The organism is Amycolatopsis sp. MJM2582 (genome assembly GCF_000754115.1).
Taxonomy (GTDB): domain Bacteria; phylum Actinomycetota; class Actinomycetes; order Mycobacteriales; family Pseudonocardiaceae; genus Amycolatopsis; species Amycolatopsis japonica.
This window is the reverse complement of sequence record NZ_JPLW01000009.1, coordinates 18567-37126: the sequence shown is the minus strand read 5'-3', so window position 1 is coordinate 37126 and position 18560 is coordinate 18567. Positions and strand designations below refer to the sequence as shown.

Here is an 18560-nt window from a genome sequence, read left to right as displayed (position 1 = left end):
CAACGCCTTAATGGGAGGGCATGGATCACCGTCTCATCGACCGGCTCCGGGATCTCCACGGCTCCTTGGGCACCGACATCACCTTCGTCACCCGGATGGTCGAGGACGACGCGCCGCGCGCCGACGTCCTTCGCGATCTCGGGGAGCGGCTGACCGACCTCGGCACGGCGCTGCTCGCCCGATCGGACGACGTCGACGCGGACGTGCTCGCGAAGCTGCCCGACGACGGCTGGCTGCCCGAAGCGGGCGAGCGCCATCGTGCGCTGATGGTGGCCCATCACGTCGGCGAGCGGCCGCTGCGGTGCGGGCGGATCTATCTCGCCGTCTGCGGGGCCCCGTGCTTTCCGTTCTACGGCAGGGACGCCTCCGGCCGGACCGCCCGGCACGAACGATGCCCGACCTGCCGGGACCGCCTGTTCCGGTGACGGTGGCTGCGGACGGCGGCCCGGTGCGGCAGGGTGAGGTGACATGAGCACCGAGAAGCTGTTCCGGATCGCCATCACCCTGAAGGGGCTCGACGGCGCGTTGCAGCTGGTGGGCGGGCTGGTGCTGATGATCGTGCCGGCGACGGTCATCTCCGGTTTCGCGCACGCCGTGGTCACCCGCGACCTGCTCGGCGACCCCGAAGGGACGCTGGCCCGGCACCTCGAACTCGCCGCCGGCCATTTCGCCGAGGGCCGGACGTTCGCCGTCGTGTACCTCGTCGCGCACGGCCTCATCAAGCTCGGCCTGGTGTGGGCGCTCGCGAAGAAGGTGATGCGGGCCTACCCCGTGGCCGCCGTGGTGCTCTCGGCGTTCGTGGTCTACGAGATCTTCCGCGCGATCCACACGCACTCGCTCGCGCTGCCGTTCTTCGCCGCCCTCGACGTCCTGATCGTCGTGCTGGTGCTGCGTGAATACCGTCAGCTGAAGAGGGATCGCGTCGCGGCCTGACCGCCCGGTTCAGGCCGCGACGCGAAACTTTTCCGTGGTGACCTCCGCGCCGGGCGGATCCACCACGATCGCGGTGGCGTTGTCGGAGCCACCGAGCGAGATCGCCGTCCGCACCAGCTCCGCGGCCGCCCCGTCCGGCATCCCGAGGATGTCGAGCATGGCCGGACCGCTGAGCGTCTTGTGCACACCGTCGCTGGTGAGCAGAAGCCCGCCGGTCGTGACGGTGGCGGTGCCGATCTCGTGCGCACCGGCCGTGCGGACGCTGGTGGTGACGACGTGTTCCATCCGCGGTGTCACGGGTTGGTCGTGGTCGCGGAAGTACTGCGCGAGCGTATGGTCCTTCGTCACCTGCCGCACGGTGTAACCGTCCCAAGCGTACGCCCGCGCGTCCCCGACCCACGCGATGCCATACCCTTCGCCGGTCCGGACGGCCACGACGAGGACGCAGTCACCGGCTCCGCCGAGGGCGAGCACGGCCCGCTGAGCAGCGAGAACGGCCCCGACCGCCCCCTGATCGACCGGTGTCCGCGCCGCCGCCGATGCCGCTGTCCGGGCCGCTTGTGCGGCATTCGGGTGATCTCCGACTCCATCGGCCAGCGCGAACACGATCCCGCGGCCGCCCGCCGCCGCGTACGCCGCGACGGCGTCCGCGTTGTACTCGCGCGGTCCCCGCGCGCTCGCCGTGTGCCAGTGCGGAAGCTCCCTCATCGTCCACTCCTCACCCCTGGGTGATGCCCTGCTTCCAGAGTGCGCCCGAATCCTGTGGGCGACCTGAGGGGTAGGTGAAAGGCAGCTGTCGGTCCCGTCTCGTGAGTGGTCAGCGCAGGCGGGTGATCAGGGTCCGCAGCCAGCTCTCCGTCATCGCCGGTTCCTTCCGCAGATGCCGCACGAGCAGGTCCCGCCCCGCCTTCGAGCGCCCCGCCTCGACGATCGCGACCGCCTCGGCGAGCCCCCGCAGCCGCTCCTCGGAATGCTCCGGCGCGCGGCCGTTCTCGTCCGACCAGCGCGGCCGCGGGAACGACGCCGTGAGTTTCTCCTGCCGGTCGCCGAAGTAGTGCCAAACCGGCCAAGCGAGCGAAATGTTCCGGACGCCGTTCGCGGGCAGGTCGGCCGGCCAGTCGAAATGCTGCTGCCAGCGGAACGCCGACGGTGTCGTGCGCTCTCGGACGGTGATCCCGAGGAACCGGAGCCGTCCGCGGACGATGCTCCACGCCTCGCGCTCGTCGTCGATCCACTTTCGCAGCAGTCCGTAGAGTTCGGTGAACGTCTGTCCTGAGTGGACGAGGTCGACGAACACCTTCGGCCGCCCGCGCGCCAGGTCGTGCGGACTCAGGCCCGCCGAAGCGAGATAGCCGCGAAGAGTGTCCACATCGGACTCGCTCAGTCCGGATCGGGCGCCCGCGAACGACAGCGGCAATTGGTGGATCCGTTCCCGCCAAGGGGTTCCGCTCAGCAGATCGTGCACGCTGTCCGCGGAGCGGCCGACGAAGTAGAGATCCGCGTCTCCCGCCCGGGCGATCACCTTCGCGGCGCATTCGATCAATTCGGCCAGGAACCACAACCACGGTTCCCCGGCGCGCTCCAGTAGCGTCCCGAGCTGGTCGGGGCGCACGAGATCCCAGCGGTACGGCCGATTCACGCCGTCCAGGTTCCCGTGCGCCCCGAGGTTTGTCGACGCAATTTCAGGAGAGCAGGTTGTACACCGTCTGCTCGCCGACCGTCGTGGCGGTGAAGTTCTCGGCGACCCATTCGACGATCTCGTTCGAACCGCCGCCCGGCCCGCCGCCGCGGCCGCCTTCGACGTAATAGGTGATGTCGCCGTTCGCCACGTACCGCTGGAATTCGGCCAGGGTCGGTGCGGGATCCCCGCCACTCCAACCGCCGATGCCGATCACCGACTTTCCGCTCGCGAGTTCCAGGTTCGCCGCCGACTGCGAACTCGACGTCGCGGCCGCCCATTTCGTCGTGGTCGCCGCGAGCACGGCCCCGATCTCCGCCGAGGACCCCTCTTCCATACCCATGCCCATTCCGCGCTCGCCACCGGTGGACGGGCCGGAGATCGGGATCGAGCCGGAGTGCGACTGCGAAGCGGTCTCGATGCCGTACGCGGCGGTCCCGAGGCCGATCGTCAGCACGGAGACCGTCGCGACGACGGCGGCGAGTTTGCGCGCCGGCGGGACACCCACCAGCACGACGGTCGCGGTCAGCAGGCCGAGGCAGACGATGATCCAGCGCAACGCGGGCAGCCAGTCCGCGTCACGGTCCAGGAGGATGTACGCCCACACGGCGCTCGCCGCGATCATCAAGGACAGGAACACCCGAGGCGCGAAGTGCGCCCGGCCGCGCCACAGCGAGGTCCCGGAGATCGCCACCACCGCGGCGATCGACGGCGCCAGCGCGACGGCGTAGTACGGGTGCACGATCCCGCTCATGAAGCTGAACACCAGCGAGGTGACCAGCATCCAGCCGCCCCACACGATCAACGCGGCCCTCGTCCGGTCGGTCCCGGCCGCCCGCCGGGTGAACCACAGTCCCGCGACCAGCCCGATCAGCGCGGCGGGCAGCAGCCACGACACCTCGCCGCCGAAGCTGGCGCCGAACATCCGGGTCAGGCCGCTTTCGCCGCCGAAGCCGACGTTCCCGCCACCGGGGCCGCCGGGGCCGCCGACCATCACGCCGCCGCCCATGCCGAAGATCCGGCCGAGACCGTTGTAGCCCAAGGCCAGTTCGAGCAGGCTGTCGCCGTCCGAGCCGCCGATGTACGGCCGCGAATCGGTCGGCCACAGATCGACCAGCGCGATGAACCAGCCCGCCGAGACGACGACCGCGACCACTGCGCCGAGCAAGTGCAGCAGGCGTTTGCCGAGCGACGCCGGCGCCGCGACCAGATACGCGAGCCCGAACGCGGGCAGCACCAGGAACGCCTGCATCATCTTGGTCAGGAAGCCGAATCCGATGGCGACCCCGGCCAGCGCCAGCCAGCGCGGGCTCGCCGTTTCGATCGCGCGGATCGTGCAGTACCCGCCGGCGATCAGGAGCAGCGTCAGCAACGCGTCCGGGTTGTTGAACTTGAACATGAGCGCGGCGACCGGCGTGACGGCGAGCGCCGCCCCGGCGAACAGGCCGGCCATCGGTCCGGAGGTCCGCTTCACCGTCAGGTACAGAAGGCCGACCGATGCCACGCCCATCAGCGCTTGCGGCGCCAGCACGGTGAAGCTGGAGAAACCGAAGATGCGGGCGAACGCCGTCGTCACCCAGAGCGCGGCCGGGGGTTTGTCGACGGTCAGGACGTTCCCCGCGTCGAGGGAGCCGAACAGCCACGCCTTCCAGTCCTGGGTGCCCGACTGCACGGCCGCCGCGTAGAACGAGTTGCCGTAGCCGGACGCGGTCAGGTTCCAGAAGTACAGCAGCGCGGTGGCGGCGAGCAGCCCGAACACGGCGGGCCGGACCCATCGGCCGGGTGGTTTCGTGGCGGTTTCCCCGACGTGGCCGGGTTCTGCCCGGGAAGCGAGTGCGGTGGTCATGGCTCAGCTCTCCATCTCGGTGGCGGGGCGGCGGCGGAACACCCAGCCCCGCAGCAGCAGGAAACGCAGGACGGTGGCCGCGAGGTTCGCGAGTACGAGCGCGGTGATCTCCAGCGCCAGCCCCGGCGCGGTCATCGTGTGCAGCAGCGCCAGCGCGCCACTGGTGAGCGCGAGCCCGAGCCCGAACACGATGAGGCCCTGGAATTGATGCAGCCCCGCGCCTTGCCTGCCGCGGATGCCGAAGGTCAGGCGCCGGTTGAGCGCGGTGTTGCCGATCGCCGTCACCAGCAGCGCGACGAGGTTCGCCGCCTGCGCGCCGGTGAACGTGCGCAGCAGCAGGAAAAGCACGAGGTAGGCGACGGTGCTGGCGACGCCGACGGCGGCGAACCGCACCAGCTGTCGCACCAGGCTCGGCGCCACTCCTGGCGCCTGTACCTGGATCGGCGCCCGGCCGAGCTGCTCGCGCAGGCCGCTGATCGGGATGCGGCCGGTCATCGTGGCTTTGGTCAGCCGTGCGATGCCTTTGAGGTCGGCGGTCGCGGTGGCGATGATGTTCACCGACGAGTCAGGGTCGTCCACCCAGTCGACCGGGACCTCGTGGATCCGCAGCCCCGCCTTCTGCGCCAGCACGAGCAGTTCGGTGTCGAAGAACCAGCCGGTGTCCTGGATGTGGGGGAGCAGCCGTTCGGCGACGTCGGCGCGGATCGCCTTGAACCCGCATTGCGCGTCGCTGAACCTCGCCGCCAGCGTGCCGCGCAGGATCAGGTTGTAGCACCGGGAAATGAACTCCCGCTTCGGTCCGCGCACCACCCGCGCGCCGCGGGCGAGCCTGCTGCCGATGGCGAGGTCGGAATGGCCGGACAGCAGTGGCGCGACGAGCGGCCCGAGCGCGGCCAGATCGGTCGAGAGGTCGACGTCCATGTACGCGAGCACCGGAGCGTCCGAAGTGGACCAAACGGCACGCAACGCACGGCCACGGCCTTTTTCGTCGAGGTGCCGGACTTCGACGGCGTCGAACTCGCGGCTCAGCCGTTCCGCGACGTGCAGTGTGCCGTCGGTGCTGGCGTTGTCGGCGACGGTGATCCGGAACGGGTACGGGAACTGCTCCACGAGGTGCGCGTGCAGCCTCCGGATGCACGGTTCGAGGTCGGTTTCCTCGTTGTAGACCGGGATGACGACGTCGAGCACGGGGGAGCCGTCCGGGGCGATGGCGGGGCGGCGGCCGGTTTCGGCGCCGGAGAGGATCGCGGTTGTCATGACGTCAATCTCGGCCATCGCGCTGAGGTCGCCTTGTGCCCGAGCTGTGCTGTCGCTGTGTCCTGTCACGGGATTCACCGGCTCAGGTCGTAGACGGTGACACCGTCCACAGTGGTCGGTTCGTAGATGTCCGCGACCCAGGCGGCGATCCGCTCGGCGGCGTCGCTGCCGGTCTCCCCGCGCATCATCATGCCCTCGCCGAGGAAGTAATGTATCCGTCCTTTTCGGACGTACTCCTGGAACTGTTCGAGCGTGGGGGCGGGATCCGTGCCGTTGAACCCGCCGACGGCCATCACCGGCGCGCTGCTGCCCAACTGGTAGCCCGCGGCGTTGTTGGAGCCGACGGTCGCCGCCGCCCAGGTGTAGTTCGCGCTGTCCTGCCGGATCAGCGCGGCCAGTTCGTCGCCGGGCAGGCTCGTCCCGAGCAACCCGCCGCCGCCCATCCGCATGCCCCGGCCCGTATCCGGCCCGGCGGAGGGAAGCGCGCCGGAATGCGGGGTGGCGGCGGTCGCGACCGTGTACGCCCCCGTGCCTGCGAGGATGGTGATGAGTGCGCCGAGGGCGACCAGACGCCTTGCCACGTCAGGCAAACGCGAGGCGAAGAACACCAGGAAGGCGCACAGAAGCCCGGCCACGAGGACGGCGATCGCGAGCCCGGGAAGCCAGTCGGATTGCCGTGACAGCAGGAGATACGCCGTGAGCGCGGTCAGCCCGATTCCCGCGCTCAACGTGCCCGCGGCGGCCGGATTCCCCCGTGCGCGCCACAATTGCGTGCCCGCGATCCCGACGAGTGCGGCGACCGCCGGGGCGAGCGCGATCATGTAGTACGCGTGGATGATGCCGCCCATGTAGCTGAACACGACGGCGGTCACCACGAACCAGCCGCCCCAGACGATCAGCGCCGCCCGGCCGCGGTCGGTGCGCGGGGCACGGCGCGTGAACCACAGCCCGGCGGCCAGCGCGACGGCGGCGGCGGGCAGGAGCCAGGCGATGCCGCCCGCCATCTCCTCGCCGAACAGCCGGTCCCAGCCCGTGCCGCCCCAGCCGCCGTTGGGATTCCCGCCGACACTGCCGACCTCGTCGCCGGTAATGCGACCGAAGCCGTTGTAGCCAAAAGCCAGCTCCCACAGGCTGTTCTCCTGCGAGCCGCCGATGTAGGGCCGGTCGGCGGCGGGCCACAACGCGACGACGGCGAGATACCAGCCGGCCGAGACCAGGGTCGCGGCCAAAGCGCCGAGTAGGTGCAGCAGACGTTTGCCGAGCGAGGTCGGGGCGGCGATCAGGTAGGCGAGACCGAACGCGGGCAGCACCAAGAACGCCTGGAGCATTTTCGCGAGGAAACCGAAACCGACGGCGACTCCGGCCAGCGCCAACCAGCGCGGGCTCGCCTTCTCCAGCGCGCGGACGACGCAGTACGCGCCCGCGGTCAGGAGCAGGACGAGCAACGCGTCGGGGTTGTTGAAGCGGAACATCAGCGCGGCGGCCGGGGTGAGCGCGAGGACCGTGCCCGCCAGCAGTCCCGCGGCCGGGCCGGACGTCCGGCGCACCGCGGCGTACAGCATCGCGACCGAGCCGACGCCCATCAACGCCTGCGGCACCAGGATGCTCCAGGCGTCGACGCCGAACAGACGCGCGGAAAGGCTCATCACCCACAGCGCGGCCGGTGTCTTGTCGACCGTGATCGCGTTCGCGGCGTCGCTGGATCCGAAGAACAACGCCTTCCAGCTCAGCGATCCCGCCTGCGCGGCCGCCGAGTAGAAGGCGTTGGCCCAGCCGGATTCCCCGAGGTTCCACAGGTACAGGACGGCGGTCGCGAGCAGGAGCGCGGCCAGCGACGGCCGGACCCAGCGCGGATCGGCCGGCGTGCCTCGGGCGGGGGGAGCGGTCCGATCGGCTTCGTCGCGGGAGGCGAGGAGGGTCATGGCCTCAGCGTCGGGGGCCGACCTGGGGGGTGGTTGTGCCGAAGCTGTGCACCCGCTGTGAGGATCCGATCACCGGAAGGTGGACGGCGAATTCGGTGCGGCCCGGACGGCTGTGCACCTCGATCGTGCCGTGATGGGCCACGACGATCGCCGACGCGATCGCCATCCCGAGCCCGGTGCTGCCCGCGCTCCGGGACCGGGAGGAATCACCGCGGGCGAAGCGTTCGAACACGCTCGGCAGGAGCTCCGGGTCGATCCCGGGGCCGTCGTCGGTGACGGTGAGCACCGCGGCGCCACCGTGCGAGCGGGTCAGCGCGGTGATCACCGTGGTGCCCGGCGGGGTGTGCGTGCGCGCGTTGGACAGCAGGTTCGCCAGCACCTGGTGCAGACGCTGGACGTCGCCGCGGACGAGGACGGGCACGGGCGGGAGCCGGAGTTCCCAGCGATGGTCCGGACCCGCGACGTGCGCGTCGCCGACGGCGTCCGCGGCCAGCCTGGTGAGGTCGACATCGCCCGCTTCGAGCGGGCGCCCGGCGTCGAGTCTCGCCAGCAGGAGGAGATCCTCGACCAGCGTCGTCATCCGGGCCGCCTCGGACTGGATCCGCGACATCGAACGCGCGACCTCCGGGGGCGCCAGCGCGCTGCCGCGGCCGGCGAGTTCGGCGTACCCGCGGATCGCCGCGAGCGGAGTGCGGAGTTCGTGACTCGCGTCGGCGACGAACCGGCGGACCCGGGTCTCGCTGGCCTGCCGGGCTTCCAGCGCCCGCGCGATATGCCCGAGCATGAGGTTCAGCGCGGAACCGACCTGGCCGACCTCGGTCCGCGGATCGGTGTCGATCTCGGGCACCCGTACGGAAAGCGCGACCTGACCGCGGTCGAGCCGCATCGCCGACACCCGGCCCGCGGTCGCCGCGACCCGGTCGAGCGGCCGCAACGTGCGCCGGACGGCGAACGCGCCGAGGAACCCGGCGCCGGTGACGCCCGCCGCCGCGACCCCGAACAGGATCCACCCGACGGTGGCCAGCGTGTCCTGCATCGGCCCGAGCGGGAGCCCGGTGACGACCACGCCGCCGGGGATCGAGGCGGCCTGCACGCGGTAGTCGCCCAGCCCGCCGATCGTCAGCGTCATCGGCGGACGGTCCGCCGGGATCGAGAACAGCCCGGCCTCCTGCTCGGCCGACAATCCTTGGGGAAGTCCTTGCACGGTAAGGACTCCCGCGTAGAGCACGCGGTCGCCGGAGACCCGCACGCTGAGCGTCCCGGAGGCCTGGCCCGGCGCGTTGAGCGGATTGGGACCGAGCCCGTCCTCCGGCGGCCGGTTCGCGAAGTCCTGGGCGCGGGACGACGCGGCCGAGAGCTGGTCGTCGATCTGGCGGGTGAGGAACGAGCGCAGCGCGATCTCGCTGGCCACGCCGATCACCAGGCAGACGAACGTGAGCAGCAGCACCATCGAGCCGGTCAGCTTGGCGCGCAGGGAAAGCCGCCCGGGCCGGGGCCACCGGCGCGGGCCGGCGGTCGGACCGGATGCCATGACCCGAGCGTGCGCCGCCGTCGTATGCGCGCGTTGTGTCCCACCTGTGAGCCCGCTGTGTGCCGCAATGCCGCACTCGCGTGATCGGACACGTCACTCGCGTGTTCAGAGACGGAACTCGCGTGATTGGGGGCCGATCAGCGGTCGTAGTCGACGGCGAGTTCGGGCGAGGTCGCCACCGCCCGGCAGGTCAGGATCCGGCCCGCGGCGACCTCGTCGTCCCCGAGCGCGTAGTGGACGTCCATCCGCGCGCTGCCCCGCACCACGGTCGCCCGGCACGTGCCGCAAGCCCCGCCGACGCACGCGTATGGCGCGTCGACGCCGTGTCGGAGCGCGGCGCTGAGCACGGTTTCGCCCACGGTCGCGGGGATTTCGACGGTCTTGCCGCCCGCGGTGACGGTCAGCGTCGGGCCGGGGCGTCGCGAGGGTCGCACGGGAAGCGCGCCCTGGAACAGTTCGAAATGGACGTTCTCCTCCGGGACGTCCCGGTCGGCCAGTGTCCGGCGGGCCATGTCGACGAGGTCGCGCGGCCCGCACAGGAACCAGTCGTCCACCTTCGCCGGATGCAACCGCGCCTGCAGCAGCGCGCGGAGGCGGGTGCTGTCGAGACGGCCGCGCTGGTAGCGCTCGTGCGAGATGGCCAGCGCCTCGCCGACGATGTCGAACGGCTTCTCGAGCCGGTGCGTGCGCAGATCCGGGTCACGTTCGTCGGTGCGGTAGTGCACGACGTGCAGCCGTCCGCCCAGCCGCGCGGCGAGTTCGCCGAGCTCGTCGGCGAACATCGTGCTGGCGCCGGAGGTGTTGATGTACAGCAAGGTCGCCTTGCTGTTCGGCTCGTTCCGCAGGGTCGCGGTCAGGATCGACAGGATCGGCGTGATCCCGCTGCCCGCGGCGAGCGCGACGTAACGGCCGGCGCGGCCCCGATCCGGGATCAGCGTGAACTCGCCGTCCGGCGGCAGGACGTCCAGGACGTCGCCCGCCGCGAGTTCCGTGGTGGCGAACGTCGAGAACGCGCCGCCGAGCTGGTGCTTGATCGCGATCCGAAGCTCCCCGGAGTCCGGCGTCGAGCAGATCGAGTAGGCGCGCCGCACCTCTTCCCCGTCGACCTCCGCGCGGATGACGAGGTGCTGGCCGGGGGTGAAAAGGAAGGTCTCGCGCAGCCGCTCCGGCACCTCGAACGTCACCGTGACCGCGCCCTCGCACAGCGGCCGGACCTCGGCGACCCGCAGCGAGTGGAACCGGCTCGGCCGCAGTGGCTGCGGTGCGGGCGGTTCCTCGTCGAACGAGCCGGTGAGCCGCCGCCATTCGCGGTACTCCGCCGCCGTCAGCTCGCGGCCCCACGGGGTCGCGATCGGGACGTCCCTGGCGAGGTAGGCGTCGCGGTTGTCCCGCCAGGTGCGCAGGTACCGGTAGAACGGGATCGCGGGGTGGAGATGGTGCACCAGGTGGTAGTTCTGGCACAGCATGATCGGCGTCATCAGCCATTCGAGCCCGACGCGGACGCGGGTGGCGCCGAACCGGTTCTGCCGCTGCGCGCCGAGGTCGTGATGCGGCAGCCAGTCGAACCACCAGGCCAGCACGGCCAGCCCGACGCGTTGCGGGATGAGGTAGACCATCAGCAGTTCCCAGCCGTGGCCGCTGACGGTCAGCCAGGCGAACGCGGCGAGGCTCAGCGTGACGACGGCCGCGGTCTCGATCCGCTCCGACGGCGGCCGCGTGCGCTGCCGGGCCACGTAGAAACGGGCGTACCAGAAGTCGATGGTCAGCCAGCGCAGCGGCAACTGCCACCAGGGGCCGTGCGCGGTCCAGGCGTCGGGGTCGGTGTGGGCGTCCTCGTTGGTATTGCGGTGGTGCTCCAGATGGATGTAGCGCACCAGGGGAAAGGAGCCGTAGGCCGCCACGAACGGCATCGCTAGCCTGCCGAGCAGTTCGTTGACCCAGGTGAGCCGCCCGGCCGCGTGATGCGTCGACTCGTGCAGCACGGTGAACATGGTGAAGGTGACGAGCGCGTGCAGGGGAATGGTCACCCACAGCGGCGCGGCCTCGGTGACGACCAGCCAGGTGGCGCCCGTCCAGACCATGACACCGCCGGTGAACAGCAGCACGGTCGGTACCGAGACCAGTGGCAGCGGCAGCCGCGGATTGGGCACACCGCGTCTGGGTCTTCTCTCGGGTGATTCCCCCGTGTCCTCGGACCGGGTTACGGCGACGGTCATCGATCGTTCCCCTCGGTCGATGGCTACCGGGACAAGCTTGCACACCGTAGACAATTAGTACTGGTTTGTAAACTTCATCCGATCGCCGAAACGCCTCGTCACGGCGTCCGATGGTGAAGCGTGGCACGCATCCGTGTCCAGGAAAGGGCCGGTTCGTAACAGAGAAGAACCGAAAACTGGTCCGATCGGGTGGTCGGGGGCCTGATGGTCCGACGTGGTTCGAAACCTGTGACCGGCGGGCGAGGGCGGGCTGATGGCCCCGGGACCGGGCCGGGATGGGACACGGCCTAGACTCGGACGGCCCGGTCTGCAAGGTGACCAGGGCACATCCGCCGTCGAAGACATGCGGATGCCCCAACACATCGTTTACCGCTCGAGGAGAATACGTTGAAGAGCACCGTCGAGCAGCTCAGCCCGACGCGAGTCAAGATCAATGTCGAGGTGCCGTTCGACGAGCTCAAGCCGAACTTCGACCGCGCCTACCGCAAGATCGCCCAGCAGGTGCGCATCCCCGGCTTCCGCCCGGGCAAGGCGCCGGCTCGCGTGCTGGAAAGCCGGATCGGGCGAGCCCCGGTGCTCGACGAGGTCGTCAACGAGGTCATTCCGGCCAAGTACATGGAAGCCGTGCGCGCGGGCGAGGTCCGCACGCTGGGCCAGCCCGAGTTCGAGGTGACCAAGCTGGAGGACCGCGAGGTCCTCGAGTTCACCGCCGAAGTCGACATCCGCCCGGAGATCTCGCTGCCCGACCTCGAGGGCTTCGCGGTCAGCGTCGACGACGTCGAACTGACCGACGCCGAGGTCGACGAGCAGCTCGACGAGCTGCGCGCCCGCTTCGGCACGTTGACCGGTGTCGACCGCCCGGCCGAGAACGGCGACTTCGTCTCGATCGACCTCGCCGCCACCGTCGACGGCCAGGAGGTCGAGGAGGCCTCGACCACCGGCCTGTCCTACGAGATCGGCTCCGGCCAGCTCGTCGACGGTATCGACGAGGCGATCATCGGCGCGAACGCCGGCGAGACCAAGACCTTCACCACGAAGCTGGTCGCCGGCGAGCACACCGGCAAGGACGCCGACGTCACCGTCACCGTGCAGACCATCAAGCAGCGCGAGCTGCCCGAGGCGGACGACGAGTTCGCCCAGATGGCGAGCGAGTTCGACACGATCGAAGAGCTGAAGAACGACCTCCGCGAGCGCCTCGGCCGCGTCAAGAAGATGCAGCAGGGCGTCCAGGCCCGTGACAAGGTCCTCGAGGAGCTCCTCGAGCGCACCGAGGTCGCGATCCCGGAGAAGGTCCTCGAGGCCGAGATCGAGAACCGCAAGCACGACGCGATCCACCCCTTCGACCATGACGAGGCGCAGTTCGCGAAGGCGCTGGAGGCCGAAGGCCGCACGATCGAAGAGTTCGACACCGAGGTCCGCGAGGAGTCGGAGAAGGCGGTCCGCACGCAGCTGCTGCTGGACAGCATCGCCGACGCCGAGCAGACGTCGGTCAACGACGGCGAGCTCACCGAGCGGATCATCTACCAGGCGCAGCGCTTCGGCGTCAGCCCGGACGAGTACGTCCAGCGGGCGCAGCAGTCCGGTCAGCTGACCGCGATCTACGCCGACGTGCGCCGCGGCAAGGCGCTGGCCTCGGTGGTCCGCAAGACCACCGTGACCGACGCCTCCGGCGCCACGGTCGACCTCGAAGAGCTCTTCGGCCCCGCAGCCGAGGAGACGCAGGTCACCGAGGAGACCGCGAAGACTGCGGCCGAGTAGGGAATATCCGGTCCGGTCGAATCGGACCGTAAAGCTGTAAGCGAACTTGGGCGGTGTCAGGCATTCTGCACCGCCCAAGTTCGTTAGGGTCGGTTGCAAGATCCTCAAGCATCTGGACATACGCGGCGGCGAACGTTCCACCCGCCGCCGTCGGCGAAAAGGCAGGCATGACGTGACGCAGCACACGCCCCAGGCGCGGACCGGTACCGCAGGGCTCAACCTCACCGACTCGGTCTTCGAGCGGTTGCTCCAGGAGCGCATCGTCGTCCTCGGCTCCGAGGTCAACGACGAGGTCGCGAACCGGATCACCGCCCAGTTGTTGCTGCTCGACGCAGACGACTCCGAGTCGGACATCCGCTTCTACATCAACTCGCCCGGTGGCTCGGTCACCGCGGGTTTCGCGATCTACGACACCATGCAGCTGATCCGCCCGGACGTCGCGACCTACGCGATGGGCCTGGCCGCGTCGATGGGGCAGTTCCTGCTCTCCTCCGGCACGCCCGGCAAGCGGTACGCGCTGCAGCACGCGCGCATCCTCATGCACCAGCCCTCGGCGGGTGTCGGCGGCACGGCCTCCGACATCGCCATCCAGGCCGAGGTGTTCGGCAAGTGGAAGCAGGAGCTGGCCCGGATCACCGCCGAGCAGACCGGCCAGACGGTCGAGCAGATCGTCAAGGACGGTGACCGCGACCGCTGGTTCACCGCGCAGGAGGCGAAGGACTACGGCTTCGTGGACCAGGTCCTCACCCGTGAGAACCCGCTTCCCAACAGCTGATCCGCGCCCGGCACACAGGAGAATTTCAATGAGCAACTTCCAGCTTCCGATCGGGTCGCAGGCGCCCGGGATGCAGTCGCGGCTCCAGCTGCCGCAGTCGCGGTACGTCCTGCCCTCGTACGTCGAGCGCACGAGCTACGGCATCAAGGAATCGAACCCGTACAACAAGCTGTACGAAGAGCGTCAGATCATGCTCGGCGTGCAGATCGACGACGCGTCGGCCAACGACGTGATGGTCCAGCTGCTGCACCTCGAGCACGAGGACCCGGACCGCGACATCATGATCCTGATCAACTCGCCCGGTGGCTCGTTCACCGCGCTGATGGCGATCTACGACACGATGCAGTACGTCCGCCCGGACATCGTCACCATGTGCATCGGCCAGGCCGCCTCGGCCGCCGCGGTGCTGCTGGCCGCCGGCACCCCCGGCAAGCGGTTCACGCTGCCGAACTCGCGCGTGCTGATCCACCAGCCCGCCACCGAGGGCACGTACGGCCAGGTGTCGGACCTGGAGATCCAGGCCAACGAGATCCAGCGGGTGCGGCGCCAGATGGAGGTCATCCTGGCGAAGCACACGAACAAGGACGCCGACGAGGTCAAGAAGGACATCGAGCGCGACAAGATCCTGACGGCCGACGAGGCCAAGGCGTACGGGATCGTCGACGAGGTGCTCGAGTACCGCAAGGCTTCGAGCAGCTGATCGGGCGAGGGGACCGGTGCGTGTCGGGAGACGACACGCACCGGACCCCTGGTCTATGGTCAGCTTCTGGCGTGCTCAGATGTGACGTTGGTTCTCCCGTCGGCGGCATCGGACGGGTACCGTCAGTGGCAGTGTGTGAGGCTCCGAGAGGTCATCCGTGACCGGGGCGGTAAGACAGTCAGGCGCGTATCGCGCCGGAGGGGACGAGGTCAACGGCCATGGCACGGATCGGTGACGGCGGCGACCTGCTGAAATGTTCTTTCTGCGGCAAGAGCCAGAAGCAGGTGAAGAAGCTCATTGCCGGCCCCGGGGTCTACATCTGCGATGAGTGCATCGATCTCTGCAACGAGATCATCGAAGAGGAACTGGCGGAGGCCGGTGAGGTCAAGCTCGACGAGCTGCCCAAACCCGCCGAGATCCACGAGTTCCTCGAGCAGTACATCATCGGCCAGGACGACGCGAAGCGTTCGCTGGCCGTGGCGGTGTACAACCACTACAAGCGTGTGCAGTCCGACGACAAGGCCGGGCCGAAGGATTCCAAGGACGAGACCGTCGAGCTGGCGAAGTCCAACATCCTGATGCTGGGGCCGACGGGCTGCGGCAAGACCTATCTGGCCCAGACCCTGGCGAAGATGCTGAACGTCCCGTTCGCGATCGCGGACGCCACGGCGCTCACCGAAGCCGGGTACGTGGGCGAGGACGTCGAGAACATCCTGCTCAAGCTGATCCAGGCGGCGGATTACGACGTCAAGCGCGCCGAGACGGGCATCATCTACATCGACGAGGTCGACAAGATCGCCCGCAAGTCGGAGAACCCGTCGATCACCCGCGACGTGTCCGGCGAGGGCGTGCAGCAGGCGCTGCTGAAGATCCTCGAGGGCACCACCGCCTCGGTGCCGCCGCAGGGCGGCCGCAAGCACCCGCACCAGGAGTTCATCCAGATCGACACGACGAACGTGCTGTTCATCGTGGCCGGCGCGTTCGCCGGGCTGGAGAAGATCATCAACGAGCGGGTCGGCAAACGCGGCCTCGGGTTCGGCGCGGAGATCCGCACCAAGGCCGAGATCGACGAGAGCGACATCTTCTCCGACACCATGCCGGAGGACCTGATCAAGTTCGGGCTGATCCCGGAGTTCATCGGGCGTCTTCCGGTCGTGGCGACGGTGACCCACCTCGACAAGGACTCGCTGGTCAGCATCCTGACCACGCCGCGCAACGCGCTGGTGAAGCAGTACAAGAAGCTCTTCGAGATGGACAACGTCGAGCTGGAGTTCACCAAGACCGCGCTCGAGGCCATCGCCGACCAGGCCGTGCTCCGCGGCACCGGCGCCCGTGGCCTGCGCGCGATCATGGAAGAGGTCCTGCAGCCGGTCATGTACGACATCCCGAGCCGCGACGACGTCGCGAAGGTCGTCATCACCGAGCAGACCGTCCGCGAGAACGTGAACCCGACGATCGTGGCGCGTCAGCCGTCACGCCGTCGCAGCAGCGAGCGCGGCGAGAAGTCCGCCTGACAAAAGCTGTTTCGTCAGCGATGCCCCGGCCGGAAACCTCCGGCCGGGGCATCGCTTTCTCCGGCCCGGTCCGGCCGGCGACCGGACCGGGATAGGATGCGAAGGTGCCGCTGACTCCCACGAAGGACGAGAACGAGGCTCCCGAGCTGGCAGCCGCGAGTCCACGCGAGGTCAGGGGACTCGTCGAACTCACCGAACGCATCGTCGTCGGGGCCTACCGCGGGCATCCGTGGCTCCCGCGCGCGCTGACGATCGCGCTGGGCGTGCTGGTGGCGACCTGCCTGGTGGCCGGGGTCGTCCGCTTGTCGCCGCTGCCGCTGATCCCGCTGCCGTTCTTCGCCGTTTCGGCGTACGCGCTCGTCCGGCTCAAGGCGGCGAAAAGCGCGGAGGCCAACCGATCGCTCGTCGCCTGGACCGGGCTGTTCACCGGTGCGACGCTCGCCGGATTCTGGCTGATCTCGATGGCGGGACGTTGGCTCGGCTGATCGGCCCGGCACCGTTTCCGCGATTTCCCTCCGTTAGCAGGGTTTCAGAATCGTCTCCACGGGGTAAGACGACACCGTGACAGTCACCGCGGGTCTCTTCTCGCACGTGGGCCTGCTCTACTCCGGTGACACCGAGTATCTGAACGGTACGGTTCCGTACATCCTGGAGGGCCTGAAACTCGATGAGCCCGTCGCGGTGGCCGTCCCCGGCCGGAATCTGGCGCTGATCGAAGCGGCCTTGGGCGATTCCGCGGCCGCGGTCGAGTTCATCGACATGACCGAGGCGGGCCGCAATCCCGGCCGCATCCTCCCCGGCGTGCTGCTCGCGTTCGCGGACCACCGCCCGGGTCCGGTGCGGATCATCGGCGAGCCGATCTGGGCGGGCCGATCGGCCCTCGAATACCCGGCGTGCGCGCAGCACGAGGCCCTGATCAATTTCGCCTTCGGGGACCGCGAGCTGAGCATCCTCTGCCCGTACGACCGCAACCGGCTCGAAGACGACGTCCTCGCCGACGCCGAGCGGACCCATCCGACGCTGTCAGGCGCCGAGGGAGACCGCCCGAGCACTGGATACGCCCCCGAGGCGGTCGTCGAGAAGTACAACCTGCCGCTGCCCGAACCGAGGGCGGCCGACGCGTTCCGCTTCGACCTCGCCCGGCTCGGCGCGGTGCGGAGTTTCGCGCAGGACCGGGCCGAGGAGTACGGGCTCGCTTTGGAGCGGGTGGAAGATCTCGTGCTCGCCGTGGCCGAGCTGTCCGCCAACAGCGTGCTGCACGGCTCCGGCCACGGTGTCGTCCGCGTCTGGCGTGAAGAGGACTACGTGCTCTGCGAGGTCATCGACGAAGGCACGCTGAGCGATCCGCTGGCCGGCCGCCGTCCCGCCTCGCCGGGACAGATCGGCGGACGTGGCCTGGTGCTGGTGAACCAGGTCGCCGATCTGGTCCGGCAGTACCTGAGACCGGGGTCGACGGTGACCAGGATCTACTTCCGCGTCTGAGCTGCTCAGGCGTTCTTCGGGACGTGTTTGCCGAGGAACGCGATCAGGCTCGGCACGACCGTGCGGTTGAAGGCGTCGCCGTGCTTGCCGCGCGAGGTGTGCGCGACCATGGGCCGCGCCTCGGAGATGAACTTCCGCACCCCGCCGATGAACGGGTCTTCGGTCCCGCACCAGATCCCCGTCGGCACGCTTTTGGTGACGTCGATATGGCGCAACGGGTCCAGCGAGCCCCAGTCGGCGGCGTCGCGGAACGCGCGCCGTTTGCTCATCTCGGCCCACGACGTGATCAGCGCGGGCGCGAGGGCCGCGACCGCGGCGGGCGGGCGACGGCGTTCCAGACGGCGACGGGTGTACAGCAGCGCGCCGAAGCCGCCCATCGAAAGCCCGGTGGCGGCGAACGGCTGCCCGTCCCGGCCGCCGAGACCGCGCGCGGCCAGCCAGCGGGGGACCTCTTCGAGCAGCATCGCCATCGGGTTGTCGCCCGGCTTGTTCTCGTGCCAGTAGTGGTCTCCGCCGTCGACGGCGACGAACCCGAACGGGGGCACCGCCTTGCGGGCGACCTCGCTGCCGAGCTGTTTCAGCAGTCCGGTCGGGGCCGCGTGCCGCGCGGTGCCGTGGAGGCCGTGCAGCATCAGCGACATCGGCAGGCCCTTGGGCGGCGCCTTGGTCGGCAGCATGAGCACGAGATCGACCTCGCGGCCGCGGGCTTCGGAGTAGACGCGTTCGACCCGCGGGCTGCCCAGCTGGGTGGCCGGGGTCGGCGACGCGACACCGAGCGCCCGCTGGAGCGCTTCGCTGAACGGCAGGGCTCCGGTGGCCGTTCCGGCGGCGAGACCGGCGACGCCGAGGCCGGAGGCGCCCGCGATCAGCACGGAACGACGGCTCAGCCACCGGCGGGCGCCGTCCACCCCCGGCAGCGTCGTGTGCCCCTGGTCGTCCTCGTTCACC

Annotated in this window: 16 protein-coding genes; 8 read left to right on the top strand and 8 right to left on the bottom strand. The window is 69.6% G+C overall.

The genetic code is table 11. The features are described from left to right. Nucleotides 1–20: 20 nt before the first annotated feature. On the top strand, nt 21–425 hold the full coding sequence (locus ED92_RS38885; protein ID WP_037347593.1) for a hypothetical protein: 405 nt from the start codon (nt 21–23) through the stop codon (nt 423–425). A gap of 43 nt (nt 426–468) precedes the next feature. Then, nucleotides 469–933, top strand: coding sequence for a DUF2127 domain-containing protein (locus ED92_RS38880; RefSeq protein ID WP_037347589.1), 465 nt, complete (start codon nt 469–471; stop codon nt 931–933). Between the two features lie 9 nt (nt 934–942). Here ED92_RS38880 and ED92_RS38875 read toward each other — a convergent pair whose 3' ends face one another. The 7 genes from ED92_RS38875 to ED92_RS38845 form a co-directional block, all read right to left on the bottom strand. Further along, on the bottom strand, nt 943–1641 hold the full coding sequence (locus tag ED92_RS38875) for a PP2C family serine/threonine-protein phosphatase (RefSeq protein ID WP_037347586.1): 699 nt from the start codon (nt 1639–1641) through the stop codon (nt 943–945). A gap of 109 nt (nt 1642–1750) precedes the next feature. After that, nucleotides 1751–2572 carry a hypothetical protein gene (locus ED92_RS38870; RefSeq protein WP_052121254.1) on the bottom strand — a complete coding sequence of 274 codons (822 nt, stop codon included), beginning with the start codon at nt 2570–2572 and terminating at the stop codon, nt 1751–1753. Nucleotides 2573–2615: 43 nt separating this feature from the next. Next, nucleotides 2616–4457: a glycosyltransferase family 39 protein gene (locus ED92_RS38865; protein ID WP_037347583.1), complete on the bottom strand. Its 1842-nt coding sequence runs from the start codon at nt 4455–4457 to the stop codon at nt 2616–2618. A gap of 3 nt (nt 4458–4460) precedes the next feature. Further along, nucleotides 4461–5714 (bottom strand): bifunctional glycosyltransferase family 2/GtrA family protein, encoded by a 1254-nt coding sequence (locus tag ED92_RS38860; RefSeq protein WP_233629966.1) that lies wholly within the window; start codon nt 5712–5714, stop codon nt 4461–4463. 74 nt (nt 5715–5788) lie between these two features. Next, a complete protein-coding gene (locus ED92_RS38855) occupies nt 5789–7636 on the bottom strand; it encodes a glycosyltransferase family 39 protein (protein ID WP_037347578.1) in 1848 nt (615 codons plus the stop codon). 4 nt (nt 7637–7640) lie between these two features. Beyond that, nucleotides 7641–9167: a cell wall metabolism sensor histidine kinase WalK gene (locus ED92_RS38850; protein ID WP_037347576.1), complete on the bottom strand. Its 1527-nt coding sequence runs from the start codon at nt 9165–9167 to the stop codon at nt 7641–7643. A gap of 137 nt (nt 9168–9304) precedes the next feature. After that, the gene (locus ED92_RS38845) at nt 9305–11317 is read right to left on the bottom strand and encodes a fatty acid desaturase (RefSeq protein ID WP_037347573.1); all 2013 of its coding nucleotides are present in this window, start codon (nt 11315–11317) and stop codon (nt 9305–9307) included. A gap of 453 nt (nt 11318–11770) precedes the next feature. Between ED92_RS38845 and tig the strand changes: the two genes are divergently transcribed. The 6 genes from tig (at nt 11771) to ED92_RS38815 (ending at nt 17612) form a co-directional block, all read left to right on the top strand. Then, the gene (gene tig / locus ED92_RS38840; RefSeq protein WP_037347570.1) at nt 11771–13141 is read left to right on the top strand and encodes a trigger factor; all 1371 of its coding nucleotides are present in this window, start codon (nt 11771–11773) and stop codon (nt 13139–13141) included. Nucleotides 13142–13313: 172 nt separating this feature from the next. Then, nucleotides 13314–13916, top strand: coding sequence for a ClpP family protease (locus ED92_RS38835; RefSeq protein WP_016332353.1), 603 nt, complete (start codon nt 13314–13316; stop codon nt 13914–13916). Nucleotides 13917–13944: 28 nt separating this feature from the next. Beyond that, nucleotides 13945–14616: an ATP-dependent Clp protease proteolytic subunit gene (locus ED92_RS38830; protein WP_016332354.1), complete on the top strand. Its 672-nt coding sequence runs from the start codon at nt 13945–13947 to the stop codon at nt 14614–14616. A gap of 218 nt (nt 14617–14834) precedes the next feature. After that, the gene (gene clpX / locus ED92_RS38825; protein ID WP_016332355.1) at nt 14835–16130 is read left to right on the top strand and encodes an ATP-dependent Clp protease ATP-binding subunit ClpX; all 1296 of its coding nucleotides are present in this window, start codon (nt 14835–14837) and stop codon (nt 16128–16130) included. A gap of 104 nt (nt 16131–16234) precedes the next feature. Then, nucleotides 16235–16615 (top strand): hypothetical protein, encoded by a 381-nt coding sequence (locus ED92_RS38820; protein ID WP_037347567.1) that lies wholly within the window; start codon nt 16235–16237, stop codon nt 16613–16615. Between the two features lie 76 nt (nt 16616–16691). Further along, nucleotides 16692–17612, top strand: coding sequence for a sensor histidine kinase (locus ED92_RS38815; RefSeq protein ID WP_304413656.1), 921 nt, complete (start codon nt 16692–16694; stop codon nt 17610–17612). Nucleotides 17613–17617: 5 nt separating this feature from the next. On the opposite strand, the gene ED92_RS38810 is transcribed toward ED92_RS38815, so the two are convergent. Continuing rightward, nucleotides 17618–18559 carry an alpha/beta hydrolase family protein gene (locus ED92_RS38810; RefSeq protein ID WP_037347565.1) on the bottom strand — a complete coding sequence of 314 codons (942 nt, stop codon included), beginning with the start codon at nt 18557–18559 and terminating at the stop codon, nt 17618–17620. Nucleotide 18560: the final 1 nt, after the last annotated feature.